Below are 24212 nucleotides of genomic sequence, written 5' to 3' on the forward strand. Positions count from 1 at the left end.
AATCCGCACCGTCATTGCCATGGCGGCGCATATCCGGCGACGTTTGCCTCAAAGTAGCTGAACGCGGGCTTAGCGGCCGAGGTTGGTGAAGGCCAGCGTCAACAGGAAGCTGTTGCCCTTACGCGCGTCACCGGTGTCGTTGTACGTCCGCCGCCACGTTCCGCCGAGACGCAGACAGTCGTCTTCATACTGTACGCCCAGCCGGTGGCGGATCGGCGTGAAGCCATCGCTGCGGGACAGAGGATCCTCCGATGCGTTGGTGAGATCGACCACGCCCGAACCGAACGCCGACCAGAACCGCGCGAACTGCACCCGGCCGGCAACGCGGACTTCCTCGCGGTCGCGCAGATCCTCGATCGATGCATCGATGTTGCGGTTGAGCTTGAGATACCCGACTAGAACATAGGTCGCGCGCGAGCCGATCGTCGCGTCCAGCTCGTTGCGGCGGATCGCAAAGCCATCCTTGTCGAGCCGGTAGCGATGGACGATCGACACGAAGTCGCGGAACCGAAGCTCGCTGCGCCCGACGATGTCGGAAAACCGGTCGCTGAGCCCGGTACCGTCCGGCAGGATGGTCGGCCGCTTGTCGACGCGATAGCTCTGGCCGACGTTGGTGGTGAACGCGATTCCCGGCAGGTCGAGCGCCCATTCGCCACCATAGGTGACGCGCGACGAATCCTCGAACCGGTCATAGCCGGCGAACCGGTTGAGCGAGAACAGGTTGGTGTCGTCCAGGTCGACGGCCCGCGAATCCTCGTTCGGCAACGAAAGATTGGCGACCTTCGGTGCTGCGACGAACTGCACCTGCGGCGTAAAGCGCTGCGTACCGCCGAGGAACGTACCGATGAACGGCCATTTCACATCGACCGCAGCCGCACCGATGGCACGCTGGCGAAAGCCGCCAAACCCCCGATAGGTCTCGATGAGCGTCTTATCGATCTCGTTGCTGTTATACAGATCGCCCCGTGCGAACGCGGTGAACGTGACCTCCTGGCCCCAGTTCGTGAAGCGGCGCAGATCCCATTGCAGGCTCGCGAACGCGCGCTGCGTGTCCTGGCCATCGGTGCGGGTCAACGCCAGCGTGTTCAACTGGAGCTGGAACCGGCCACCGACGAGGCCGTCGTCGAACCGCTTGCGATAGTCGATCTCGGGCAGCGCGATCGGCTGGTCCCCCTGCCTGTCGTTGACGCGCAACGTCTGCGCGTACCAGCCGGCCAGCGAAAAGTAGCTGCTGTCATCGATCCGCTCGAGGCTCGCGGTGGTGCGCAACCGGTCGTCGCGCGAAATGTCGTAGCGGCGCAGGAACGTGCGGTCGGTCGTCAGGCGGAGCGACCCGCTCGCGGTCCAGTTCGGCGTCAGCTGATAGCGTGCCATCCCGTCGATATAGCCGCGAAACGCCATGCTGGTGTCGGTCGGGGTGGCGGTCGTCAGGTCGTCACTGCGCCGGCTTTCGGTCGCATAGGCGCGGACCTTGAACGCACCCTTCGAATTGAGCGCGGAATAATCGACCTGCGCCATCGGTAGCACGCTGCTGTAGATGTGCGGCGTGATGACCAGCCCTTGGTTCGGGGCGAGCTTCCAGTAATAGGGGACGCTGACTTCGACGCCGTTGACGCGGCTATAGCCGCCGTTGGGCGAGAGCAAGCCACTGTCGCTGCCGCCACCGACCGGGTTCGAGAACTCGGGAAGCGGCAGGCTCGGCAGGCCGAACAGGTGCAGCCGCGCGCCCTTGTAGAAGATCCTCTGCCGCTCGGGGCGATAGGTGACGCGGACCGCGGTGATCTTCCACGTCGGTTCCTTGGGACAACCGGCGGTGTTGGTGACGCTGCACGGCGTGTAGGCGGCGGTCTTCAAATTGACCGTGCCGTCCGCGTCGCGCGTGCCCTGCTGGGCCGCGAGCCGTCCGCCTTGTTCGAGCACGACGAGCATGTTGTCGACCACGCCGTCCTTGAGCGAATCGGTGAGGTTGATCTCGTCGCCGTAAGCGATGTCGCCTTCGGGATTGGTGACCGCGATGTTGCCGGTCGCGACGACCTTGCCGGTCTTGCGGTTCCAGACGACCTTGTCGGCGCGAAGCCGGCTGCCCTGCCGGAACATCCGGACTTCACCCGTCGCGGTGACGATATCGGTGTTGGTGTTGTACTCCAGCGCGGTGGAACTGAACTGCACCTGATCTTCGGCGGGCGTCGCGGTCGACGCATTGGCGACCGGCGGGTCCTGCACCGGAGGCGCGACTGGGCGGTTCTGAAAATCTTGGGCCTGGGCTGGCGCAGCCGCGATCCCGGTCGCCAACGCGAGCGAAAGGGCGCAACCCGTCAAAAGGTCGATACGCAACACGATCCGAACCAACCCCTTTGGCACTGGGCAGCCGTTTGCCGCCATATCGCTCGCCTATCGCACCACCGGCGCTTCGCTGCAATCGCCGTGAGATGACAGGCCGCCACCTTGCTTTGCCAAGCCCGCGGCATCAACTTAGGGCCAAGCCCATCCTATCGTTCAAAAGCTCCCCGAGGTTTCTTCATGCAGATCGTCTTCGCCCCGACCGTTCCCGCCAACGCCCCGATCCTCGCCGTCCCCGTTGCAAAGGACGGCGTGGCCAAGATCAAGTGGAGCGCGATCGGCGGGGATGTCGAGGCAGTGGCGACCAGCGCAGCGACTGCGGCACGCTTTGCAGGCGAGGCAGGCTCGGTCGTCGAGCTATTCGTGCCGGTCGACGGCGCGGTTCGCCAGCTCCTGCTCGTCGGATTCGGTGCCGGCGAGATCGCTGATTGGGAGAAGGCCGGCGGTGCGATCACCGCACGTCTGCTTACCTCGGGTGCAACGTCGGTCGTCGCAGACTTGTCGGCCGGCGCCACGCCGACGCCTAAGGCCGCCGCGCACTTCGCCGCCGCCGCCGCGCAGCGCGCATGGCGTTACGACACGTACCGCACCAAGCTGGCCGAGAAGTCGAAGCCCACGCTGACCGAGATCACCATCGCCGGCGCTCCCGACGGCACCGATGCAGCATGGGAGGAAGCGGCTGCGGTTACCGGCGGTCTCGACCTGACGCGCTGGCTGGTCACGTCGCCGCCGAACGTCGTCTACCCCGAGAGCTTCGTCGAGAAGGTGACGAAGGACGTCGAGGGTCTCGGGCTTGAGATCACCGTGCTCGACGAGGCGCAGATGACCGAACTCGGCATGGGCTCGCTGCTTGGCGTCAGCCAGGGTTCGCGGCGTGAAGCGCGCATCCTCGCGCTGAAGTGGAACGGGGCAGGGGCCGATGCGCCGACGCTCGCGTTCGTCGGCAAGGGCGTGACGTTCGATTCGGGCGGCATCTCGATCAAGCCCGGCGCGGGCATGGAAGACATGAAGTGGGACATGGGCGGCGCAGGCGCCGTCGCCGGCGCGATGAAGGCGCTCGCCAGCCGCAAGGCCAAGGCGAACGTCGTTGGCGTGATGGGCCTGGTCGAGAACATGCCCGACGGCGCGGCGCTGCGTCCGAGCGACGTCATCACCTCCATGTCCGGTCAGACGATCGAAGTGCTCAACACCGACGCCGAGGGTCGCCTCGTGCTGTGCGATTGCGTCACCTGGGTGCAGCAGGCGCACAAGCCGACCACGATCGTCGATCTCGCGACGCTCACCGGTGCGATGATCGTCGCGCTCGGCACCGAGAATGGCGGCATCTTCGCCAACGACGACGCGCTCGCCGACCAGCTGATCGCAGCGGGCAAGACCACAGGCGACACGCTCTGGCGTTTCCCGCTGTCGCCCGCCTACGACAAGCTGATCGACTCGCCGATCGCCGACATGAAGAACGTCGGCCCCCGCGGCGCCGGCTCGATCACCGCGGCACAGTTCATCAAGCGCTTCGTCGACGAGGGCGTGAAGTGGGCGCATCTCGACATCGCCGGCATGGTCTGGTCCGACAAGCCCGGCACCAACCACGACAAGGGCGCTACGGGTTACGGCGTGCGCCTGCTCGACCAGTTCGTAGCGGACAATTTTGAGGGCTGAGGCCAAGAATTCCCCTTCCGCTTGCGGGAGGGGTTAGGGGAGGGGCCAACCGCGAGCGGCGTCGAGCGAGGCAAAGCCCTCCCCCGACCCCTCCCGCAAGCGGAAGGGGAGTAAGCATGCAGGTCGATTTCTACCACCTAACCAGCCCCCTCGACCGCGTCCTCCCACGCATCGCCGAGCGCGTCGTCCAAACCGGCGGCCGCCTACTGATCGTCGCCGAACCCGAAGAACAGCGTGTCGCGCTCGACCGTCTCCTCTGGTCCTACGCTCCCGAGAGCTTCCTCCCCCACGCCCAGGCCGGCAGCAACGATGATGCCGCACAACCCATTCTAATCGCTCAGGATATTCAGGAAACCGCCCCCGCCAATACCGCCCGCAACGTCGCGGTGGTAGACGGACGTTGGCGTGACCTTATCCTAACCTTTGACCGTGCCTTCCACATCTTCGACGACGAAGCCATCCGCGAATCCCGCCTAGCCTGGAAGGCGCTCGCCGACCGCGACGGCATCGAACGCCGCTACTGGAAGCAGAACGACTCCGGCCGCTGGGAACAGGCCGCATAGGTTGCTTTAGCCGCGTCCCCCGCCTAAGCGCCGCGCATCCGATTACCGTCAACACAGGAGCCCGTGACCATCATGGCCGCGAACCGTACCTTTTCGATCATCAAGCCCGACGCAACCCGCCGCAACCTGACCGGTGCGGTCACCAAGATGCTCGAGGAAGCCGGCCTGCGCGTCGTCGCTTCGAAGCGCATCCAGATGACCCGCGAGCAGGCCGAAGGCTTCTACGCGGTCCACAAGGAACGTCCGTTCTTCGGTGAGCTCGTCTCGTTCATGATCTCAGGGCCTGTCGTCGTCCAGGTTCTCGAAGGCGAGAACGCGATGCAGCGCAACCGCGACATCATGGGCGCCACCAACCCCGCCAACGCCGACGCCGGCACGATCCGCAAGGAACTCGCCGAGTCGATCGAAGCCAACTCGGTCCACGGTTCGGACTCGGACGAGAACGCCGAGATCGAGATCGCGTACTTCTTCAAGCCCGAAGAAATCGTCGGCTGATGACCTGGCGGCTGCGACGGGCTGAGCCGGGCGATGCGCCCGCGCTGTCGCTCGTCGCATCCGCCACGTTCCTCGATACCTATGCGACCGTGCTGTCAGGCGCCGACATCGTCGCCCACTGCACGATAAAGAACAGCATCGCCGCGTTCGAGACCTGGCTGGGCGATCCCGCGACGATCGTGACGCTGGCCGAGTACGAGCCCGGCAACGCGCCGATCGGCTACACGGTGTTGACCGCGCCGGACTTCCCGATCGAGCCCGGCCCCGCGGACATCGAACTCCGCCGCATCTATCTTATGAAGCAGGCTCAGGGCTCTGGGCTGGGTGCTGCGCTATTGGCCCGCGCACTCGAAGACGCCGTAGCGGCGAGCCGAACCCGCGTCCTGCTAGGCGTATGGGACCAGAACACCCGCGCCCGAGCCTTCTATGAACGGCAAGGATTTGAGGTGATCGGCGCCCGCCAGTTCATGGTCGGCACCACCCTCCACGACGACCCGGTCTACGCGCGAGCGGTGTAAATTCCCCCGGCGAAGGCGCCGTACCTCATAGCAGCGCTACCACCCCGGCGAAGGCCGGGGCCCAATTGGAAAGGTCGCAGTAACAGAACGCTGCCCTCCATTAGCAACGTTCCCCAATTGGACCCCGGCCTCCGCCGGGGTGGTGCCGTTTAGAGGTAGGCAATCACGCCGCCGGCTTCTCTTTCGCCCAGATCGCATCAAGCTTCGCCTGATCGCCACCACGCTGCCGAACCCGCAAGCCCTCAAGCTTCAGCGCACGACCGCGCAGCATCCGCCCCTCGGTCTTCCAGATCACATCGTAGATCCCGCTCGCCGACCGCGTCGTATCCCCATCGAAATACTGCACGCTGACCAGCACCGGCAACCGCCCCGCACGATCGTCCGGGCCACCGTCGGTAAGCTTCAGCAACGGTGCCGAAAACCACGACCCATCGATGACCGGTTCCGCCGGCGGCCGCTGCGGCGAGACGCCAAGCGCGCGTGGGAACGTGATCGTCACGTCCTGAAGATCATGTCGCGCGTCCTTCAGCAACAGCGTGTCGCCGCCATCCTGCACGATCGCCGCGAGGTCGATCTTCGTCCGCTCGCGCGCCGCACTCGACTGTGCCGCGATCTTGTCGGCCTCGTTCGCACGGTGATCCGACCAGTTGGTCCACAACGTCAGCGCCGCGATCAGCACACCCGCAACGGCCACGACCTCGGCCAGCGTCACCCAACGCCGCCGCGTCGCCGCAGCCTCGCGCCGTTCGGTCGGAGTCTGGGTGCTCATCGCCCACCAGCCTCCAGCAGCCGGGCAGGAGCCGCCAGTTCCCAACTCCGCGCAATCCGGTCCTCGACCAAGGCCCAGTCCGGATCGTCGGCGACATTCATCCCGACCCAACCGGTCGCACCGAGATACGCCGGCCGCGAATATACGGCCGGGTCCGCCTCGATCAGCGTCGTCTGTTCATCCGTGCCACTGGTCTTCACGCACACCATTGTCAGTCCATCGCCGTGATGATCCGCCCGAAACTGCGCGAACTGCTTGTCGGCCACGAAGAAGGTTGGCTGGCCGTGTGAAACCTTCTCCTCGGTCTCGGGCAACGCCAGCGCCGCCGCGCGAATGCGGTCGAGGGGGGACAGATCGGTCATCGCGTCACGAACTCCGCCAAGGTCTTAGGGTATAACGCATGTTCCGCCGCCAGCACGCGAACCGCAAGCGCATCCGCATCGTCGCCGGGAAGGATAGGTACCTCGGCCTGGCCCAGCACCACGCCGCCATCGAGTTCCTCGGTCACGACATGCACCGAGCACCCGCCGACCGCATCCCCTGCCGCGATCGCCCGCGCATGCGTGTCGAGCCCCTTGTACTTGGGCAGCAGCGACGGGTGGATGTTGACAATCCGGTCCGGCCACGCCGCGACGAACCCGTCGGACAGCAGTCGCATATACCCGGCGAGTGCAACGACCTCGACGCCAGCCTCGCACAGCGCCGCATCGATCGCTGCCTCATAGGCCGGCTTCCCCAGACCCTTCGGTGACAGCGCGAACGTCGCCACCCCTTCCGACCGCGCCCATTCGAGCCCCGCCGCGTCCGGCTTGTCCGAAGCGACCAGAGCGATCTCGTACGGACACTCCGCCGCGTGCGATGCGCCGACGAGCGCCATCATATTCGATCCGCGCCCGGAGATCAGCACGCCGACGCGCGTCTTGTCAGCCATGCGTCGCGGTCCAGTCCTCGCGCGCGCTCCACGTACCCGCCGACCCACGAACCGTGCAGCCATGTGTGCCCGCCTCGATCCGCCCGATCGTGAACACCGTCTCGTTCGCCGCTTCGAGCGAAGCGGTCACCGCCGCGGCCTCGTCCGCACTCACGATTACGACCATGCCGATCCCGCAGTTGAACGTCCGCGCCATCTCCTCCGGCTCGATCGCGCCCTGCGCCTGCAGGAAGGCCATCAACCGCGACTGCGCCCATGCATCCGCATCGACCACCGCATGCACGCCGTCGGGCAGCACGCGCGGAATATTCTCGAGCAGGCCACCGCCGGTGATATGCGCCAGTCCCTTGATCTTCCGCTCGCGCAGCAACGGCAGCAGGCTCGCGACGTAGATGCGAGTCGGCGCCATCAGGTGATCGATAAGCAACCGATCCTGGTCGAACAGCGCAGGACGATCGAGCTTCCAGCCGCGATCGGTAGCCAGCCGGCGCACCAGCGAGAACCCGTTCGAATGCACGCCCGACGACGCTAGCCCGAGCATCACGTCGCCCGCCGCGATCTCGCGCGCGGTCAGCACGTTGGTCCGCTCGACCGCCCCAACGCAGAAGCCCGCCAAGTCGTAATCGCCGTCCGCATACATGCCCGGCATCTCGGCGGTCTCGCCCCCGATCAGCGCACAACCGGCGGTCTTGCACCCTTCCGCGATCGAGGCGACGACGCGCTCTGCAACCGCGGCATCGAGCTTCCCGCTCGCGTAATAATCGAGGAAGAACAGCGGCTCGGCACCCTGCACGATCAGGTCGTTGACGCACATCGCGACGAGATCGACGCCGACGCCTTCATGCCGGTCCCATTCGATCGCGAGCTTCAGCTTGGTGCCGACGCCATCGTTCGCGGCGACCAGCAGAGGATCGACGAACCCCGCAGCCTTCAGGTCGAACATCCCGCCGAAGCCGCCGAGATCGGCGTCCGCCCCCGGCCGCCGCGTCGAGCGCGCGAGTGGGGCGATCGCCCGCACCAGCGCGTTGCCCGCGGCGATCGAAACACCCGCCTGAGCGTAGGTGTAAGGGCCCGAAGCGGGAGCGGCGGAGTCTGGCGTATCGGTCATGATCGGTGCTGCTAGCCACATCGCGCTTGGATTTCCACGTCTGCTTCGCCAAAAGGCCCGCTTGATGCGTATCCGTACCCTTCCCACCGCCCTTGCCGGCGCCGCACTGCTACTCAGCGGTGGAGCCGTGCTCGCGCAGATCGAGGGCGGCAGCCGAGGCGCAGCCCCGGTCGACAGCGGCAGCGCGTACGAGGTGAGCGGCGTCACGGTCGATGTCGCTGGCAAGACCGCCGACGCCGCACGCTATTCCGGCTGGCGGCTCGCCCAACGAAAAGCCTGGGTCCAGTTGTCGAACCGGTTAGGCGGTGGCGGTGGGCTTGTCTCCGATGGCACGCTCGATTCGCTGGTGTCGGGGATCGTCGTCGAGAACGAACAGATCGGCCCGCAGCGCTACATCGCCAAGCTCGGCGTGCTGTTCGATCGCAGCCGCGCCGGATCGATCCTCGGTATCTCGACCTACGCCGATCGCTCGCAACCCATGCTCGTCATCCCCGTCCAATATTCGGGCGGAGTCGGCCAGGCGTTCGAGCAGAGCACGCAGTGGCAGCAGGCCTGGGCGCGCTATCGCACCGGCAACAGCAGCATCGACTATGTCCGCCCTTCCGGCTCCGGTCCCGACGCGCTCCTGCTCAACGTCGGCCAGACCCAGCGTCCCGGCCGCGGCTGGTGGCGGACAGTGCTCGACCAATACGGCGCAAGCGACGTGCTGATGCCGGTCGTGAAGCTCTATCGCCAATGGCCCGGCGGCCCGGTGATCGGTGTGTTCGAAGCACGCCACGGCCCCGACAACGAGCTGATCGGCAGCTTCACGCTGCGAGTCGGTACGCCCGACGGCCTGTCGCAGCTGCTCGATACCGGCGTGAAGCGGATCGACGACCTGTACCAGCAGGCACGCCGCAACGGCTCGCTCCACGTCGACGACAGCCTGTCGCCACCGCCGCCGCCCGAAGCCGCGGTGATCGACGACCTGCCGACCGACGACACCACCGACGCCAACACGGCGGTGCTGACCGGCGGCGCGGGCATTTCGATCATCGTCCAGTTCGACACGCCTGCCGCGACCGCCGTCTCGTCCACTGAAGCCGCACTTCGCGCCATCCCCGGCGTCCGCTCGGCGGCGACCACCAGCCTCGCGCTGGGCGGCGTCTCGCTGATGCGCGTCGCCTATGACGGGGACCCAGCCGCGCTGAAGACCGCGCTCGAAGCCCGCGGCTACCAGGTATTCGGCTCCGGCCAGACGATCCGCATCCGCCGGGTCGCCCAACTTCTTCCGCCGGACTTGCCCGCGGACAATGCGACGACAGGGTGAGCGCGACCAAGATGACTCAAATCGCGCTGCCACTTGGTTGGCCGGCGGACCCTCGCGGCGACGCCTTCCTGGTTACCCCATCGAACTCGCGGGCGGTCCACACGCTGGAGCATACCGCGACCTGGCCGGTCATGACCGCCATCCTCACCGGACCGCGCAAATCGGGCCGCAGCCTGCTCGCGCGAATCTTCGCGGCGAAGAGCGGCGGGACGATCATCGACGATGCCGAGCGCGTGCCCGAGGCGCAGCTGTTCCACGCCTGGAACCGCGCGCAGGAGGAACACAGGCCGCTGCTGATCGTCGCCGACGCCGCGCCGCCCGAATGGAAGGTGAAGCTTCCCGACTTGCGCTCGCGTCTCGCCGCCAGCCCGATCGCGGCGATCGGCGCGCCTGACGACGAACTCATGCGGTTGTTGCTGGCCCATCTGTTCGAGCGCCGCAGCCTCGATGCGCGGCCCGATCTCATCGACTGGCTCGCCACCCGAATCGAGCGCAGTCATATTACCGTAACGCGAACCGTCGATGCGCTCGATCAGGAGGCGATGGAACGTCGCAAGCGCTTGTCCATTCCTCTTGCACGAACCACACTCACCGAGGCCGGCTTGATCCTCCGGCCGCAACTCGCTCTCGACCTCCCGCTCTTCACGCCACCATAAGCCCCCAAGAGGCCCGATGAACCGTCCAGCCCATATCGTCCGCCAATCGGAAGACGACGACGATCCCATCGGCGCAGAGCCGAACGACCGGTTTTTCAACCGCGAGCTGTCCTGGCTCGCATTCAACCGGCGCGTGTTGGAAGAAGCGTGCAACCCGGCGCATCCGCTGCTGGAGCGGCTTCGCTTCCTGTCGATCTCGGGGTCGAACCTCGACGAGTTCTTCATGGTCCGTGTCGCCGGCTTGAAGGGCCAGCAGACGCAGGATGTCGACCGGCGCTCGGCGGACGGGCTTACCGCGGGACAACAGCTGACCGCGATCGTCCGCGAGGCCGATGCGCTCATGGCCAGCCAGCAGGCAGTATGGGGCGACCTGCGCGTGCTGCTCGACGAGGCGGGCTTATTCGCGCTGCGTCGTGAAGCTGTGGAAGGCGAGGCGGACGAGTGGCTCGAAACGCATTTCCGCGATCAGATCTTCCCGATCCTGACTCCGCAGGCGCTCGACCCCGCGCATCCGTTCCCGTTCATTCCCAACCGCGGCCTGTCGGTGATCTTCGACCTCGTCCGCCGCTCGGACAACGAACCGGTTCGCGAACTTGTCATGCTCCCGCACACGATGACGCGTTTCGTTCGCCTGCCTGGCGAGCCTGCGCGCTACATCTCGATCGAATCGATCCTGAAGCGGTTCGCGCCGGTCTTGTTCCCCGGCTACGAAGTCCTCGCCGCTGCCAGCTTCCGCGTCCTGCGAGACAGCGACATGGAGATCGAGGAAGAGGCCGAGGACCTCGTCCGCTACTTCGCCAACGCGATCAAGCGCCGCCGCCGTGGCCGCGTCATCCGCCTCGAACTCGAAACCGGCATTCCCGACGTGCTCGCCGCGGTCCTCAAGGACGAACTCGGTGGCGCCGACGCGATCATCACCGAGAGCGGCAATCTGCTCGGCATCGTCGACCTCGACGGGCTGGTCGACGAAGATCGCCCGGACCTGAAGTTCCCGCCCTTCACGCCGCGCTTCCCCGAGCGAATCCGGGAATTCGGCGGCGATTGCTTTGCGGCGATCAAGGCCAAGGACATCGTCGTCCATCACCCATACGAGACGTTCGAAGTGGTGCTCGCCTTCCTGAAACAGGCGGCGAACGATCCGGACGTGGTGGCGATCAAGCAGACGCTCTACCGCGCCGGCAAGCAGCCCGCGGTCATCAACGCGCTGATCACCGCGGCCGAGGCGGGCAAGTCCGTCACCGCGGTCGTCGAGCTGAAAGCTCGGTTTGACGAAGAGCAGAACATGGTCTGGGCCTCCGCCCTGGAACGCGCAGGCGTGCAGGTCGTCTACGGCTTCATCGATTGGAAGACGCACGCCAAGGTCTCGCTGGTCGTCCGTCGTGAGGGCCAGGCGTTCCGCACATACTGCCATTTCGGCACGGGCAATTATCACCCGGTCACCGCCAAGATCTACACTGACCTCAGCTTTTTCACCGCCGACGCCGCGGTCGGGCGCGATGCAGCGCAGATGTTCAACTACATCACCGGCTATGTCGAACCGACCGACATGGCGCGCGTCAGCCTGAGCCCGCGCGATCTTCGCCAGAACTTGATGAACCTGATCGACGTCGAGATCGCCAACGCGCGCGCCGGCAAACCCGCCGGCGTCTGGGCGAAGATGAACTCGCTGGTCGACCCCGCGGTGATCGAGAAGCTGTACGAGGCGAGCGGGGCAGGGGTGGAGATCGACCTCATCATCCGCGGCATCTGCTGCCTGCGCCCCGGCGTTCCTGGCCTGTCCGAGACGATCCGCGTAAAATCCGTGATCGGCCGGTTCCTCGAACACAGCCGTATCTGGGCGTTCGGCAATGGCAAGGCGCTCCCCAACGACGGTGCGAAGCTGTTCATCTCGTCTGCCGACTGGATGCCGCGCAACTTCGACCGCCGCGTCGAATATATGCTGCCGATCCTCAACCCGACCGTCCACGACCAGATCCTCGATCAGGTGATGGTCGCGAACCTGATCGACAACGAGCAGAGTTGGGAGCTAGGCCCCGACGGCGAATATAGCCGCGTCGATCCCGGCGACCGCCCGTTCAACCTGCATCGGTATTTCATGACAAATCCTTCGCTCTCCGGCCGCGGCGCCTCGCTCGCGACCAGCAATGCCGTGCCGACGCTGTCGCTCCGTCGAAAACGATGAGCGTCACGAATATCCTGTTCGGCAATTCCCCGCCCAAGGCCGAGACCGACGATCACCCGCGCACCGGGATCATCGATATCGGCTCGAACTCGATCCGGCTGGTAGTCTACCAGGGGCCGCCGCGGTTGCCCGCGATACGGTTCAACGAGAAGGTGCTGGCGGGGCTCGGTCGTGGGCTCGCCGCTACCGGCGCGATCGAGAAGTCCGCGCTGAAAACGGCACGCGTCGCGCTGGCGCGGTTCGCGGCGGTGGCGAAGGAAATGGAATGCTCGACGCTCCGCACGGTCGCAACGGCGGCAGTACGCGATGCGAAGAACGGCGGCGAACTCATTGCCGCGGCTGAACAACTTGGCCTGACCGTCGAGACGCTATCGGGCGAGCAGGAAGCCAGCGCGGCGGGTTATGGTGTCCTGTCTGCGATCCCCGAAGCGGATGGCATCGTCGGCGATCTCGGCGGCGGCAGTCTCGAACTCGTCCGCGTCCGCCGCGGCAAGATCGAGGACCGCGTCTCGTTCCCGCTCGGCGTCCTCCGCATCGGCCCGATCCGCGCCAAGCGCGGCAAGGTGCTCGCCCGCTACGTGGCGCGCCTGGTGCGCGAGGCCGGCTGGACGGCGAAGGGGCAGGGGCTTCCGCTCTATCTGGTTGGCGGATCGTGGCGCGCACTGGCACGGCTCGACATGGAGCTGTCGGACTATCCGCTGCCGATCATCCACCAATATTCGATGACTGCGGCGACTATTACCCGGCTGAGCCGGACGATACCTCAGCTCTCCAAGCCGCGCCTGAAGGCAATCCCGGGGCTTTCGTCGGGCCGCACGGCAACGCTCGCCGACGCCGCGGCATTGCTCGGCGTGTTGATGCGACAACTCGGCAGTCGGACGACGATCGTTTCCGCGTATGGCCTACGCGAAGGCCTTCTCTACGAAGACCTCAAACCCGCAGACAGAACGCTTGATCCGCTGATCGTCGCCGCGCGTGAAGAGGGGCGCTTGCTCGGCCGCTTCCCCGAGCACGGCGACCTCCTCGACCGCTGGATCGCACCGCTGTTCACCACCGAGCCACCCGCGATGGCGCGCATCCGCCACACCGCATGCCTGCTCGCCGACGTAGGTTGGCGCGCCAACCCCGAGTTTCGCGCCGAACGCGGCGTCGAGGTCGCGCTGCACGGCAACTGGGTCGCGATTGACGCGCCCGGCCGGGGGATGCTGGCGCAAGCTCTTTATACGAGCCTTGGTGGCGATCTCTCCGCCGGTGAAACAGTGGGTCTCCTCGCATCTCCGGCAGCGGTGAAAAGCGCGACTGCTTGGGGCCTCGCTATGCGACTAGGCCAGCGAATGAGTGGTGGCTTAGCAGGACCTTTGAAGCGATCAGGGCTCGCAGATGACGGGGTATCACTTACGCTGACGCTGCGCCCTGATGATCGTGGGCTCTACGGCGAAGCGGTGGAACGTCGCCATAACGCGCTTGCCGCCGCCCTGGGACGCAAGCCCGTACTGGCGCTCTCCTGAATCCTCCCCTTCTAGGGGAGGACCAATGGGTTCAAGCGCAGGTGAAGCGTTCGATCCGGCCCTTGGCGTCCACATAGACATTCAGACGATCAGCACGGAAATCCATCGTCACGGCCGTGTTTGGCGCGATCCACCGAAGCGTCCGCGCTCCTGATCGCGTCTGCATCACGTCGGCTCGAGCATCGCTCGCCCGCTTGCCGACCAGATCGCCGAGCGAGTCGGCATTGCATGCCGCCGCAGCCGGTGCAGCAACAGGCGTTTCGCTGCGCATCTCGACCGGCGTACACGCTGCCGAGGCCAACAAGGCTGCGACCAGCACGATCCTCATGCGGCATCCTCCGTACGCGTCATCTTCAGCTTCCCACCGATGACCGCAAACGCCAGCCGCCCCTCAACCAGATCGAGCGCATCGCGGCCGAACTGATCGAACCGCCAGCCTTCGAGCATCGGCAGCCCGGTCCGCACTCCTGCAGCCAGCGCCTCCAGTTCGTCGGTGCGGGCGAGCAATTTCGACGCGACATCAATGTCTCGCGAGCGAATCTTGAGCAGCAGCTTGAGGAGGTCCGCGACCAGCGAACCCTCCTTGCCAAGTCCGGGCTTGCGATCGTCACGTGGCGGCATTTCTTCGTCGCCGAGCGGCTGCGAGCCCTCGATTGCCGCCATCAAGCGGCCACCGATGTCGTTCCCAGCCCAAGTCGCCGAAAGCCCACGCACCCGCGCTAAGTCCGCCTGCTTCTTCGGCGGATGCCCCGCCATGTCGCCCAGCGTCTCGTCCTTGACGATCCGCCCGCGCGGCAGGTCCTTCGCCTGCGCCTCCAACTCACGCCACCGGGCCAGAGCCTTCAGACGCCCCAGCACGTCGGGCTTGCGCCCCGAAATCCGCACGCGCTTCCACGCCAGATCCGGATCGTTCGCATAATTGGCGGTATCGCCGAGCCGCTCCATCTCCTGATCGAGCCACACCCCGCGCCCGGTCTTGCGCAACCGCTCCAGCATCTTCGGGAAGATCTTCGAAAGGTGCGTCACGTCGCCGATCGCATATTCGATCTGCCGCGCATCGAGTGGCCGCCGCGCCCAGTCGGTAAACCGCGCCCCCTTGTCGACCGCGATCCCGAGCCAGCTGTCGACCAGGTTCGAATAGCCGATCTGCTCGCCCTGACCGAGCGCCATCGCCGCGACCTGCGTGTCGAACAGCGGGAAGGGCGTCTTGCCGGTCAGGTTGTAGACGATCTCGATGTCCTGCCCGCCGGCATGGACGACCTTCAGCACGTCGTGATTCTCGACGAGCAGGTCGAGCAGCGGCTTGAGGTCGATCCCCGGCGCCATCGGGTCGATCGCGGCGGCTTCCTTGTCGTCGGCGATCTGGATCAGGCAAAGCTCCGGGTAATAGGTGCTCTCGCGCATGAATTCGGTGTCGACGCACACATAGTCGGCGTCGGCCATGCGCGCACACAGATTGGCGAGCGTGGCACTGTCGGAGATAAGCGGGTGGATATGCATCGCCCGTCCATAGCGAGCCTCGTCCGGGTTGACAAAGCCCGGTGGGGAAGGGAAGCGCGAGGCACCTGTTTATCGTCCGAGAAGACCCATCATGCACGCCTATCGCACCCACAACTGCGCCGCCCTCCGCCCCGAACAGGTCGGCGAAGAGGTCCGCGTCTCCGGCTGGGTCCACAAGAAGCGCGATCACGGCGACCTCGTCTTCATCGATCTGCGCGATCACTACGGCATCACGCAGATCGTCACCGACGTGTCGGGGCCCGTCTTCAAGGTCATCGAGGGCCTGAAGAGCGAAAGCGTTGTCACGATCACCGGCAAGGTGACCGCACGTGCGCCGGAAGCCGTGAACCCGAACCTGCCGACCGGCGGGATCGAGATCCGTGCGACCGCCGCGACCGTGCAGTCGATGGCCGGCGAACTGCCGATGCCGGTCGCCGGCGAGGCCGAGTATCCCGAGGATATCCGTCTCCGCTATCGCTATCTCGACCTGCGTCGGGAGCGGCTGCATGCGAACATCATGCTCCGCAGCCAGGTGATCACGTCGCTGCGCAACCGCATGAACGGGCAGGGGTTCACCGAATTCCAGACGCCGATCCTGACCGCATCGTCGCCCGAGGGTGCGCGCGATTACCTGGTGCCGAGCCGCGTTCATCCGGGCAAGTTCTACGCACTCCCGCAGGCGCCGCAGATGTTCAAGCAGCTGCTGATGGTCGCAGGCTTCGACCGCTATTTCCAGATCGCACCTTGCTTCCGCGACGAGGACGCACGCGCCGATCGTTCGCCGGGCGAGTTCTACCAGCTCGATTTCGAGATGAGCTTCGTCACGCAGGACGACGTGTTCAATGCGATTGAGCCCGTGCTCCACGGCGTATTCGAGGAGTTCGCCGACTGGCAGGGCAAGGGACGGCAGGTCTCCGCCCTCCCGTTCAAGCGCATCCCCTACCGCGAATCGATGTTGAAGTACGGCAGCGACAAGCCCGACCTACGCAACCCGATCCTGATCCACGACGTCGGTCATCACTTCGTCGATTCGGGCTTCGGCCTGTTCGCCGGCATCGTCGCCGGTGGTGACGTGGTCCGCGCGATCCCCGCGCCGAACACCGCCGATAAGAGCCGCAAGTTTTTCACCGACATGAACGACTGGGCGCGCGCCGAGGGTCATGCCGGGCTTGGCTACATCACGCAGAAGAACGGCGAACTCGGCGGCCCGATCGCCAAGAACCACGGCGAGGAAGCTACGCGGAAACTGATCGCCGAGATGGGTCTCGGTCCGAACGACGGCATCTTCTTCGCCGCCGGCAAGGAACTGCCCGCCTCGAAGCTCGCTGGTGCCGCCCGGGCGCGGATCGGTACGGACCTCGGCCTGATCGACGAGAACCGCTTCGAGTTCTGCTGGATTGTCGACTTCCCGATGTTCGAATATGACGAGGACGCGAAGAAGGTCGATTTCAGCCACAACCCATTCTCGATGCCGCAGGGCGAGATGGATGCGCTGGAGAACAAGGACCCGCTCGATATTCTCGCGTACCAGTATGATATCGTCTGCAACGGCGTCGAACTCTCGTCGGGCGCGATCCGGAACCACCGGCCCGAGATCATGTACAAGGCTTTCGAGATCGCCGGCTATACGCAGGCCGACGTCGACACGAACTTTGCGGGCATGATCAACGCGTTCAAGGTCGGCGCGCCGCCGCATGGCGGCTCGGCACCGGGGATCGACCGGATGGTGATGCTACTCGCGGGCGAACCAAACATCCGCGAGGTCGTGCTGTTCCCGATGAACCAGAAGGCCGAGGACCTGATGATGGGCGCGCCGAGCCCGGTCAGCGCCAAGCAGTTGAAGGAACTGAATATCCGGCTGACGGTGGACGGTCCCAAGGATCCGGCCAAGGTGGTCGCGCCCAACGCGGGGTGATTTCTTCCTGTCCCTCGCCCCTACGGGGAGAGGGAAGGAGGAGCCGCTCGGCGACGGGAGGGTGAGGGGACATTGGCGGATCCCAACTTCCCCTCACCCTCCCACCCGCAAGTGCGAGCGGGCCCCTCCCTCTCCCCGAAGGGGCGAGGGAAAGACGTTATCTCCTCCACCGCTTCCTCAACCCCCTCAACCGTGCAAATACGCATGAGGGCTAAGGGGTTGGCATGCGCGACGATCAGATGACACCGGCGCCAAGCCTCGTCCGAAGCCTCGGCGTCACGGGTGTCCTGTTCCTCACCCTCTCCGTCGCGACCCCGGCATCGTCGGTGTTCGTCATCGTCCCCGGCATGCTTCAGGTCGCCGGGACCGGCGCAGTCTGGGCGACGTTGATTGCCGGACTTGTCTGCGTCGCCACCGCATTCGTCTACGCCGAACTCTCCTCTGCCTGGCCGGTCGCGGGCGGCGAGTATGTCGCGGTCGCGCATACGCTCGGACCGATGGCGGGGTTCGTCATGCTAGGCGTCAACGTCTTCAACAACCTGCTCTTCCCGCCGGTCGCAGGTCTCGGCGTCAGCGCGGTGCTCGGCACGCTGATCCCCGGCCTGCCGCAGATCCCCGTCGCGATCGCTGTCGTCGCAGGCTCAACCCTCGTCGCGATCCTCCAGATCCGCGTCAACGCCTGGCTAACCGGGCTCTTCCTGCTGGTCGAGACGCTGGCGATCGGCGCGGTCGTCTGGCTCGGGTTCGCCGATACCGTCCGCTCGATCGGCGACCTGCTCCTCCACCCGGTCATGCCGCAAGGAGCCAATCTCGTCCCCGCGTCCGCAGCCTCGATCGGCCTCGCCACCTCGATCGCTATCTTCGCGCTCAATGGCTATGGCGCGGCGGTGTATTTCGGCGAGGAGATGCTCGACGCCCCCCGGCTGATCGCCCGCGCGATCATGGCCTCGCTCGCGCTGACGCTGTTGTTCGAGGGTATCCCGATCGTCGCGGTCCTCGTCGGCGCGCCGGACCTCCACGCCACGCTCACCGCCAGCGATCCGTTCGGCCTGCTCGTCACCCTCCGCAGCGGCACCACGACGGCAAACTGGATCTCGATCGGCGTGATCGTCGCGATCGTCAACGCGGTGATCGCCTGCATCCTCGCCTGCGCGCGCTTCTTCTACGGCACCGCGCGCGACGGAAGCTGGGGCCGCCCGCTCGATCGGTGGATGACGCAGGTCCACCCGAAGTTCGGCTCGCCCTGGGTCGGCACGCTGCTGGTCGGCGGGTTCGGGATCGTCGCCTGCTTCATGCCGCTCCAGTTGTTGCTCGTGCTCAGCGGCACCGGCCTGGTCGCGATCTACGCGGGGATCTGCGTCGCGGCGATGGTCGGCAGGCGTACTGGCAAGACCGCGCACGCCCCCTACCAGATGCCGTTCTACCCGCTTGCCCCCGTCGTCACGCTGCTTGCGCTCGGCTATGTCTGCTGGACGAGCTGGTTCGATCTCGAGGAGGGACGCCCCGGTCTGATCATGACGGGCGCGCAAATCCTGTTTTCGATCGCCTATTATTGGTTCGTCCTGCGTCGTCGCGGCGCCTGGAACGTTCAGATCCCGACCCTTGCGACGGAGCGCGATGCATGACGATACACCTGGCCGACTACGAAGACGGCGACGAATACGACGGCAAGTACAAGCACGACCTCGCCGCGTTGCAAAAGCGCCTCGAGCATATCCAGGTCGCGCACATAGTCGGCGGTACGCGCGCGATCGTGATGTTCGAAGGCTGGGATGCGGCGGGGAAGGGCGGCATCATCCAGCGCCTGTCGGCTGAATGGGACCCGCGCAACTACAAGGTCTGGCCGATCTCGGCGCCGACTGCGGACGAGAAGGCACATCATTTTCTGTGGCGCTTCTGGAACCGGTTGCCCGCCAACGGCAACATCGCGGTGTTCGACCGCAGCTGGTACGGCCGCGTCCTGGTCGAGCGCGTCGAGGGGTTAGCTAGCGAGACCGAATGGCGCCACGGCTACGACGAGATCAACGCGTTCGAAGCGCAGCAGGTCGAGAGCGGCACCACCCTCATCAAGCTGTTCATCCACACCACGCAGAAGGAACAGGACCGGCGACTGAAGGCGCGGCTCGACGATCCGTGGAAGCACTGGAAGACCGGGCTCGACGATTTCCACAACCGGTCGCGCCGCGAAGACTATCTGGAGGCGATGGCCGAGATGTTCGCGCGCACCGACACCGCGACCGCGCCTTGGACCGTCATCGACGGCAACGACAAGAAGGCGGCCCGGATCGCAGCGCTGACGCTGATCGCGGACCGCCTCGAAGCCGGCGTATCGATGGTGCCGCCACCACTCGACCCGAAGGTCAAGAAGGTGGCGGAGAAGGCGTTAGGCCTTCGCTGACGCGTCAGGCTTTTGCGGACTTCGCTTCTGTCGACTCTGCCTGGATGAACTCGTCATCCTCGTTGAGCAGCAGCATCTGGCCCTTGTCGATGCCGAAATAGGCACCGCGAAGGGCCAGCGTGCCGGCGGCCTCTGCTTCGGTGACGAAGGGGAACGTCCGCAGGTTGGCGATAGAGGTGCGGACGGACTCGAGTTCCATCTCGCGACCGGCTTCGGCACCATCGCCGAATTTCGCGATGACCTTGTCCCGTGCGCCATCGAGCAGGCTGACCCAGTCGGACACGAAGCCACCTTCACCAGGCTTCGCGTCGGCAAAGGCTTGGCTCAGCGCCGCCTTACAGCCACCGCATTTCTCGTGGCCGAGCACGACGATCTCTTCGACCTTCAGCTGCGTGACGGCAAACTCGATCGCGGCCGAGACACCGTGATGGCCACCACCGGTCTCGAACGGCGGTACGAGGTTGGCGACGTTGCGGACGACGAACACTTCGCCGGGCAGCGTATCGAAAATCTGCGCGGGTTCGACGCGGCTGTCGGAGCACGCGATGATCATCACCTTGGGGCTCTGGCCCTCCTGCAGCTCCTTCCAACGCTCGCGCTGCTCCTCCCAGGGGCCGTCCTTAAAGCGGTGATAGCCTTCGATCATTTCCGGAAAGTGAGTTGGCACGGTTAGCCTTCCATATCAGTTTGCAATGCAACATGACAAACTTGTCATGTTGAAACTGGTTCCATGATTTTATCCGGTTCGTCCGATGGTTCCAACCCGCCGACATGGCCCGCTACCATTGTCTCAACGGCAGGGCGGGGCTATCTGGCGTGCATGAACGACATGACCCCGATGGCTGCACCGGTCCGTGCGCGCAAGCCCGACTGGATCCGCGTCAAGGCGCCGACCTCCGCTGGCTTCGCCAAAACCCGCGAACTCATGCGGTCCAAAAGCCTCACCACCGTGTGCGAAGAGGCGGCGTGCCCGAATATCGGCGAATGCTGGTCGAAGAAGCATGCGACGGTCATGATTCTCGGCGACACCTGCACGCGGGCGTGCGCGTTCTGCAACGTCAAGACCGGCATGCCGCGCGCGGTCGACCGAATGGAGCCGCAGAACGTCGCCGATGCGGCCGCGCAGATGGGGCTCAACCACATCGTCATCACCTCGGTCGATCGCGATGATCTGCCCGATGGCGGTGCGTCGCAATTCGTGAAGGTGATCCAGGCGATCCGCGCGTCGAACCCGACGACGACGATCGAGATCCTCACGCCGGATTTCCGTAACAAGGCGCAGGCTGCGATCGAGTCGATCGTCGAGGCGCGTCCCGACGTTTACAATCACAACCTCGAGACGGTGCCGCGGCTCTATCCGACGATCCGCCCAGGTGCGCGCTATTATGCGTCGCTGCGCTTGCTGGAGAGCGTGAAGAAGCATGATCCATTGATTTTCACCAAATCCGGCGTGATGCTCGGGCTCGGCGAGGAGCGTCTGGAGATCCATCAGGTGATGGACGACATGCGTTGCGCCGACATCGATTTCCTGACGATGGGCCAGTATCTCCAGCCCACGCCGCGCCATGCCAAGGTCGCCGAGTTCGTGCCGCCTAAGGCGTTCGATGCCTATGCCTCGATTGCCCGCGCGAAGGGCTTCCTGTTGGTCGCATCGTCGCCGCTGACTCGGTCGAGCTACCACGCGGGTGACGACTTCGAGCGGTTGCGTGCGAACCGCGACGCGAAGCTGGGCGTCGCGCGCATCTGATGCCGAAGCATTCGGAAACGCGCCATTTGCCCTACACCCCTGAGCAGATGTTCGACTTGGTCGCCGATGTCGGTCGCTATGCCGAGTTTCTGCCGTGGGTCAGCGCGATGCGCGTGCGCTCGAACAGCGAGACGGAGACGCTCGCCGACATGATCGTCGGCTTTAAGGGCCTGCGCGAGACGTTCACGTCGCGCGTGCAGAAGGTCCGGCCGAGTGAACTCAATGTCGATTACGTCGATGGCCCGCTCAAGTATCTGCGCAACGAATGGCATTTCCGGCCCGAGCCGCAGGGTTGCGCGGTCGATTTCACCGTCGATTTCGCGTTCAAGAACCGGATGTTCGAGATGATCGCCGGGCAGGTATTCGGCGCTGCACTGCGTAAGATGATCGGCGCGTTCGAGACCCGCGCCGCCGAGCTTTACGGGGCGGACGCATCCGGCAGCAAGAGTTCGAGCGCGCACAACGCCGCCTGAAGCCGGATCCCGCCACGACCGAGATCGCCGAAATCCTTGCGATCGGCGTGAACGTCGGACGGGTCACGACCCTTCTCAGCGCGACCGAACACCACGGTTCCGACCGGCTTCTTGAGCGAACCGCCACCGGGGCCCGCAACGCCGGTGATGGCGACGGCGATGTCAGCGCCCGACTGCTTGAGCGCCGCTTGCGCCATGCTCCACGCCACCGCGATCGACACCGCGCCGAACGTTTCGAGCACGTCCGAGCTGATCTTCAGCACGCCGAGCTTGGCGGCGTTGGAATAGGTGACGAAGCCGACCTCGAACACGTCGGAGGACCCGGGTATCTCGGTCAGGGCAGCAGCGACGAGTCCGCCAGTGCAGCTCTCGGCGACCGCGACCCTGCGGCTGATCGCGCGGTTCTGCTCGACCACCTTGCGGGCGGCATCGACCAGTTCGGCGGGAAGGATCGTATCCATCAGCGAGTCTCCACCGGGCAGAGCAGCATCGCCACCGCGGCGATATCACCGCTGCGCGACTTCTGGGATTTGAGGTACCGCAACGTCTCGACGACGATGCCCGCGGTGTTGCGCGGTGGCAAGGGCTGGAGCAGCGTCACCATCCGGTCGATCGTCCCGCAATCGCGCGTTGCGATCCGCCCGACGATCTGCGGCACCAGCAACGTCGTCAGCAGCGGTCGCGCAAACTCCGAATCGAGCATCGCGTCCACGGCAGGATCGCTGAGCTTGACGATCGCCGCGCGGGCCGCTGGCCAAGCCCGGTCGGACTCGACCTGATACCGGTCGATCAACGCACTCGACTGCGATCGGATGAGACTTCTGGCGGGAAGCTGCGCCGCACAGACGCGACCGGTTTCGCGGAGAATGTCGGGCATCGCGACGAGCGTCAGCGATTCGGCCTCGGGCCCGGTGATACAGCGCTGTTGCGCGACCGCCGGGCTGGCAAGGAGCGCGATCGCTGCAAGCGCGGCAGCGATCTTCAAAGCGGCGATCCGGGCAGGCGAATGGTTGCAACAGCCTGCGCGGCAATGCCTTCGCCGCGGCCGGTGAAGCCGAGGCGTTCGGTCGTCGTCGCCTTGACGCTGACGCGGTCGAGCGTCAGCCCGAGTAGGTCGGCGATCCGCGCAGTCATCGGCGCACGGTGCGGGCCGATCTTCGGCGCCTCGCACATGATCGTCAGGTCGACGAAATCGATCCGGCCGCGCTTGTCGGCAATCAGCTTGGCGGCGTGCTGGAGGAACTGCGCGGAGTCGGCGCCCTTCCACTGCGGGTCGCTGGGCGGGAAATGCGTGCCGATATCGCCCGCCGCGATCGTCCCGAGCAGCGCGTCGGTCAGCGCATGGAGCGCGACGTCGGCGTCGCTATGCCCCGACAGGCCCTTGTCGTGCGGGATCAGGATGCCGCCGAGCCACAGTTCCTCGCCGGTTTCGAGGCGGTGGACGTCGAAGCCCATCGCGGTGCGGGTCTCGTAGGCGACACGCGCTTCGGCGGCCGCAAAATCTTCTGGGTGGGTGACTTTCTCGAGCATCGCCGAGCCCTGCACCAACGCGACGCCGACGCCAAGCCGTCGCACCATCTGCGCATCGTCAGTCGCCTCTTCGTCCGCCGGCCAGACCGTGTGCGCGGCACGCAGTGCCTCCACGGCGAACGCCTGCGGAGTCTGCACCCGGTTGAGGTCCGCGCGGGAAACGATGTCACCGAGCAGGACGCTGCCGCGGGCAAGCGTATCGGTCACCGGGAGGACGGGAATGGCCGCGTCCCTGGTCTTCAAGGCGGTGACGAGCGAATCGATGACCAAGTGCGATAGGAAGGGGCGGGCCGCGTCATGGATCAGCACGTGCGTCGCATCGCCGACCGCCGCGAGGCCGATGCTAACCGACTCGCGTCGAGTCGCGCCGCCGACGACGATCGGCGCGTTACCCAAGGCTGAGGTCGCCAAGCCCTGCTGTCCCTCGGCGACGACGACGATCGTTTCGGCGATCGCCGGATGCGTCGCGAACGCCTCATGGGAATAGGCGATCATCGGCCTGCCGGCGATCAGCGCGAACTGCTTGGGGACCGATCCGCCCGCGCGCACGCCGGTCCCGGCAGCGACGATGATCGCAACGATACGCTTTGCCTGTGTCATCCTCGCGACCTAGC

Annotated in this window: 24 protein-coding genes; 13 read left to right on the plus strand and 11 right to left on the minus strand. The window is 65.6% G+C overall.

Annotated features, from left to right (window positions below; translation table 11 throughout):
* Positions 1-69: 69 nt before the first annotated feature.
* On the minus strand, positions 70-2382 hold the full coding sequence (gene lptD / locus C8J42_RS08820; RefSeq protein WP_133019689.1) for an LPS assembly protein LptD: 2313 nt from the start codon (positions 2380-2382) through the stop codon (positions 70-72).
* 138 nt (positions 2383-2520) lie between these two features.
* Between lptD and C8J42_RS08825 the strand changes: the two genes are divergently transcribed.
* From C8J42_RS08825 to C8J42_RS08840, 4 genes are all read left to right on the plus strand, one after another.
* A complete protein-coding gene (locus tag C8J42_RS08825; protein ID WP_133019690.1) occupies positions 2521-3996 on the plus strand; it encodes a leucyl aminopeptidase in 1476 nt (491 codons plus the stop codon).
* 116 nt (positions 3997-4112) lie between these two features.
* Positions 4113-4559, plus strand: coding sequence for a DNA polymerase III subunit chi (locus C8J42_RS08830; RefSeq protein WP_056058696.1), 447 nt, complete (start codon positions 4113-4115; stop codon positions 4557-4559).
* Positions 4560-4631: 72 nt separating this feature from the next.
* Complete coding sequence (ndk, locus tag C8J42_RS08835) at positions 4632-5054, plus strand: nucleoside-diphosphate kinase (protein ID WP_056058698.1); 423 nt, start codon at positions 4632-4634, stop codon at positions 5052-5054.
* Entirely contained in the window at positions 5054-5572 is a 519-nt protein-coding gene (locus C8J42_RS08840; protein ID WP_133019691.1) for a GNAT family N-acetyltransferase, read from the plus strand. Before ndk ends, C8J42_RS08840 begins: the two co-directional genes overlap by 1 nt.
* Before the next feature lie 163 nt (positions 5573-5735).
* Here C8J42_RS08840 and C8J42_RS08845 read toward each other — a convergent pair whose 3' ends face one another.
* Genes C8J42_RS08845 through purM form a run of 4 tightly spaced genes read right to left on the minus strand, consistent with a single transcriptional unit; the run spans position 5736 to position 8380 of the window.
* Positions 5736-6341: a hypothetical protein gene (locus C8J42_RS08845; RefSeq protein WP_133019692.1), complete on the minus strand. Its 606-nt coding sequence runs from the start codon at positions 6339-6341 to the stop codon at positions 5736-5738.
* The gene (locus C8J42_RS08850; RefSeq protein ID WP_133019693.1) at positions 6338-6703 is read right to left on the minus strand and encodes an MmcQ/YjbR family DNA-binding protein; all 366 of its coding nucleotides are present in this window, start codon (positions 6701-6703) and stop codon (positions 6338-6340) included. The genes C8J42_RS08845 and C8J42_RS08850 overlap by 4 nt, the downstream gene beginning before the upstream one ends.
* Positions 6700-7272 carry a phosphoribosylglycinamide formyltransferase gene (purN, locus tag C8J42_RS08855; RefSeq protein WP_133019694.1) on the minus strand — a complete coding sequence of 191 codons (573 nt, stop codon included), beginning with the start codon at positions 7270-7272 and terminating at the stop codon, positions 6700-6702. The genes C8J42_RS08850 and purN overlap by 4 nt, the downstream gene beginning before the upstream one ends.
* Complete coding sequence (purM, locus tag C8J42_RS08860; RefSeq protein WP_133019695.1) at positions 7265-8380, minus strand: phosphoribosylformylglycinamidine cyclo-ligase; 1116 nt, start codon at positions 8378-8380, stop codon at positions 7265-7267. Before purM ends, purN begins: the two co-directional genes overlap by 8 nt.
* A 64-nt stretch (positions 8381-8444) precedes the next feature.
* On the opposite strand from purM, the gene C8J42_RS08865 reads away from it, so the two are divergent.
* From C8J42_RS08865 to C8J42_RS08880, 4 genes are read left to right on the plus strand one after another with little or no spacing between them, the layout of a single operon-like run.
* Positions 8445-9689 carry a heavy-metal-associated domain-containing protein gene (locus tag C8J42_RS08865; RefSeq protein WP_133019696.1) on the plus strand — a complete coding sequence of 415 codons (1245 nt, stop codon included), beginning with the start codon at positions 8445-8447 and terminating at the stop codon, positions 9687-9689.
* Positions 9690-9700: 11 nt separating this feature from the next.
* Positions 9701-10345: a DnaA/Hda family protein gene (locus tag C8J42_RS08870; RefSeq protein ID WP_133019697.1), complete on the plus strand. Its 645-nt coding sequence runs from the start codon at positions 9701-9703 to the stop codon at positions 10343-10345.
* A 16-nt stretch (positions 10346-10361) separates the two neighbouring features.
* Positions 10362-12527, plus strand: coding sequence for an RNA degradosome polyphosphate kinase (locus C8J42_RS08875; protein WP_133019698.1), 2166 nt, complete (start codon positions 10362-10364; stop codon positions 12525-12527).
* Positions 12524-14035, plus strand: coding sequence for a Ppx/GppA family phosphatase (locus tag C8J42_RS08880; RefSeq protein WP_133019699.1), 1512 nt, complete (start codon positions 12524-12526; stop codon positions 14033-14035). Before C8J42_RS08875 ends, C8J42_RS08880 begins: the two co-directional genes overlap by 4 nt.
* 31 nt (positions 14036-14066) lie before the next feature.
* On the opposite strand, the gene C8J42_RS08885 is transcribed toward C8J42_RS08880, so the two are convergent.
* Together C8J42_RS08885 and rnd are read right to left on the minus strand one after the other, a co-directional pair.
* A complete protein-coding gene (locus C8J42_RS08885) occupies positions 14067-14363 on the minus strand; it encodes an I78 family peptidase inhibitor (protein ID WP_133019700.1) in 297 nt (98 codons plus the stop codon).
* On the minus strand, positions 14360-15535 hold the full coding sequence (rnd, locus tag C8J42_RS08890; protein ID WP_133019701.1) for a ribonuclease D: 1176 nt from the start codon (positions 15533-15535) through the stop codon (positions 14360-14362). The genes C8J42_RS08885 and rnd overlap by 4 nt, the downstream gene beginning before the upstream one ends.
* Positions 15536-15626: 91 nt before the next feature.
* On the opposite strand from rnd, the gene aspS reads away from it, so the two are divergent.
* From aspS to C8J42_RS08905, 3 genes are all read left to right on the plus strand, one after another.
* Positions 15627-17450, plus strand: a complete 1824-nt coding sequence (gene aspS, locus C8J42_RS08895) for an aspartate--tRNA ligase (protein ID WP_207897089.1) — start codon at positions 15627-15629, stop codon at positions 17448-17450.
* A 224-nt stretch (positions 17451-17674) separates the two neighbouring features.
* The gene (locus C8J42_RS08900; RefSeq protein WP_133019702.1) at positions 17675-19075 is read left to right on the plus strand and encodes an APC family permease; all 1401 of its coding nucleotides are present in this window, start codon (positions 17675-17677) and stop codon (positions 19073-19075) included.
* Positions 19072-19848, plus strand: coding sequence for a polyphosphate kinase (locus C8J42_RS08905; protein WP_133019703.1), 777 nt, complete (start codon positions 19072-19074; stop codon positions 19846-19848). Before C8J42_RS08900 ends, C8J42_RS08905 begins: the two co-directional genes overlap by 4 nt.
* 4 nt (positions 19849-19852) lie before the next feature.
* On the opposite strand, the gene C8J42_RS08910 is transcribed toward C8J42_RS08905, so the two are convergent.
* A complete protein-coding gene (locus tag C8J42_RS08910) occupies positions 19853-20494 on the minus strand; it encodes a carbonic anhydrase (protein ID WP_133019971.1) in 642 nt (213 codons plus the stop codon).
* A gap of 174 nt (positions 20495-20668) precedes the next feature.
* Between C8J42_RS08910 and lipA the strand changes: the two genes are divergently transcribed.
* Positions 20669-21595 (plus strand): lipoyl synthase, encoded by a 927-nt coding sequence (gene lipA, locus C8J42_RS08915; RefSeq protein WP_133019704.1) that lies wholly within the window; start codon positions 20669-20671, stop codon positions 21593-21595.
* A complete protein-coding gene (locus C8J42_RS08920) occupies positions 21595-22068 on the plus strand; it encodes a type II toxin-antitoxin system RatA family toxin (RefSeq protein WP_132896343.1) in 474 nt (157 codons plus the stop codon). The genes lipA and C8J42_RS08920 overlap by 1 nt, the downstream gene beginning before the upstream one ends.
* On the opposite strand, the gene C8J42_RS08925 is transcribed toward C8J42_RS08920, so the two are convergent.
* From C8J42_RS08925 to C8J42_RS08935, 3 genes are read right to left on the minus strand one after another with little or no spacing between them, the layout of a single operon-like run.
* Complete coding sequence (locus tag C8J42_RS08925) at positions 22014-22529, minus strand: CinA family protein (protein ID WP_133019705.1); 516 nt, start codon at positions 22527-22529, stop codon at positions 22014-22016. The genes C8J42_RS08920 and C8J42_RS08925 overlap by 55 nt on opposite strands.
* On the minus strand, positions 22529-23053 hold the full coding sequence (locus C8J42_RS08930; RefSeq protein ID WP_133019706.1) for a hypothetical protein: 525 nt from the start codon (positions 23051-23053) through the stop codon (positions 22529-22531). The genes C8J42_RS08925 and C8J42_RS08930 overlap by 1 nt, the downstream gene beginning before the upstream one ends.
* Positions 23050-24198 (minus strand): bifunctional 2-C-methyl-D-erythritol 4-phosphate cytidylyltransferase/2-C-methyl-D-erythritol 2,4-cyclodiphosphate synthase, encoded by a 1149-nt coding sequence (locus tag C8J42_RS08935; protein ID WP_133019707.1) that lies wholly within the window; start codon positions 24196-24198, stop codon positions 23050-23052. The genes C8J42_RS08930 and C8J42_RS08935 overlap by 4 nt, the downstream gene beginning before the upstream one ends.
* Positions 24199-24212 lie beyond the last annotated feature (14 nt).

The organism is Sphingomonas sp. PP-CE-1A-559, from assembly GCF_004340965.1.
Taxonomy (GTDB): Bacteria; Pseudomonadota; Alphaproteobacteria; order Sphingomonadales; family Sphingomonadaceae; genus Sphingomonas.

Excerpts from the sequence above, each read along its gene's own strand:
- C8J42_RS08875 (WP_133019698.1), top strand. The coding sequence starts at position 10,362 with ATGAACCGTCCAGCCCATATCGTCCGCCAATCGGAAGACGACGACGAT.
- ndk (WP_056058698.1), top strand. The coding sequence starts at position 4,632 with ATGGCCGCGAACCGTACCTTTTCGATCATCAAGCCCGACGCAACCCGC.
- C8J42_RS08920 (WP_132896343.1), top strand. The coding sequence starts at position 21,595 with ATGCCGAAGCATTCGGAAACGCGCCATTTGCCCTACACCCCTGAGCAG.
- purN (WP_133019694.1), bottom strand. The coding sequence starts at position 7,272 with ATGGCTGACAAGACGCGCGTCGGCGTGCTGATCTCCGGGCGCGGATCG.
- lptD (WP_133019689.1), bottom strand. The coding sequence starts at position 2,382 with ATGGCGGCAAACGGCTGCCCAGTGCCAAAGGGGTTGGTTCGGATCGTG.
- purM (WP_133019695.1), bottom strand. The coding sequence starts at position 8,380 with ATGACCGATACGCCAGACTCCGCCGCTCCCGCTTCGGGCCCTTACACC.
- rnd (WP_133019701.1), bottom strand. The coding sequence starts at position 15,535 with ATGCATATCCACCCGCTTATCTCCGACAGTGCCACGCTCGCCAATCTG.
- lipA (WP_133019704.1), top strand. The coding sequence starts at position 20,669 with ATGAACGACATGACCCCGATGGCTGCACCGGTCCGTGCGCGCAAGCCC.
- C8J42_RS08880 (WP_133019699.1), top strand. The coding sequence starts at position 12,524 with ATGAGCGTCACGAATATCCTGTTCGGCAATTCCCCGCCCAAGGCCGAG.
- C8J42_RS08825 (WP_133019690.1), top strand. The coding sequence starts at position 2,521 with ATGCAGATCGTCTTCGCCCCGACCGTTCCCGCCAACGCCCCGATCCTC.
- C8J42_RS08870 (WP_133019697.1), top strand. The coding sequence starts at position 9,701 with ATGACTCAAATCGCGCTGCCACTTGGTTGGCCGGCGGACCCTCGCGGC.
- C8J42_RS08850 (WP_133019693.1), bottom strand. The coding sequence starts at position 6,703 with ATGACCGATCTGTCCCCCCTCGACCGCATTCGCGCGGCGGCGCTGGCG.
- C8J42_RS08865 (WP_133019696.1), top strand. The coding sequence starts at position 8,445 with ATGCGTATCCGTACCCTTCCCACCGCCCTTGCCGGCGCCGCACTGCTA.
- C8J42_RS08910 (WP_133019971.1), bottom strand. The coding sequence starts at position 20,494 with ATGATCGAAGGCTATCACCGCTTTAAGGACGGCCCCTGGGAGGAGCAG.
- C8J42_RS08840 (WP_133019691.1), top strand. The coding sequence starts at position 5,054 with ATGACCTGGCGGCTGCGACGGGCTGAGCCGGGCGATGCGCCCGCGCTG.
- C8J42_RS08845 (WP_133019692.1), bottom strand. The coding sequence starts at position 6,341 with ATGAGCACCCAGACTCCGACCGAACGGCGCGAGGCTGCGGCGACGCGG.
- C8J42_RS08905 (WP_133019703.1), top strand. The coding sequence starts at position 19,072 with ATGACGATACACCTGGCCGACTACGAAGACGGCGACGAATACGACGGC.
- C8J42_RS08830 (WP_056058696.1), top strand. The coding sequence starts at position 4,113 with ATGCAGGTCGATTTCTACCACCTAACCAGCCCCCTCGACCGCGTCCTC.
- C8J42_RS08900 (WP_133019702.1), top strand. The coding sequence starts at position 17,675 with ATGCGCGACGATCAGATGACACCGGCGCCAAGCCTCGTCCGAAGCCTC.
- C8J42_RS08925 (WP_133019705.1), bottom strand. The coding sequence starts at position 22,529 with ATGGATACGATCCTTCCCGCCGAACTGGTCGATGCCGCCCGCAAGGTG.
- aspS (WP_207897089.1), top strand. The coding sequence starts at position 15,627 with ATGCACGCCTATCGCACCCACAACTGCGCCGCCCTCCGCCCCGAACAG.
- C8J42_RS08885 (WP_133019700.1), bottom strand. The coding sequence starts at position 14,363 with ATGAGGATCGTGCTGGTCGCAGCCTTGTTGGCCTCGGCAGCGTGTACG.
- C8J42_RS08935 (WP_133019707.1), bottom strand. The coding sequence starts at position 24,198 with ATGACACAGGCAAAGCGTATCGTTGCGATCATCGTCGCTGCCGGGACC.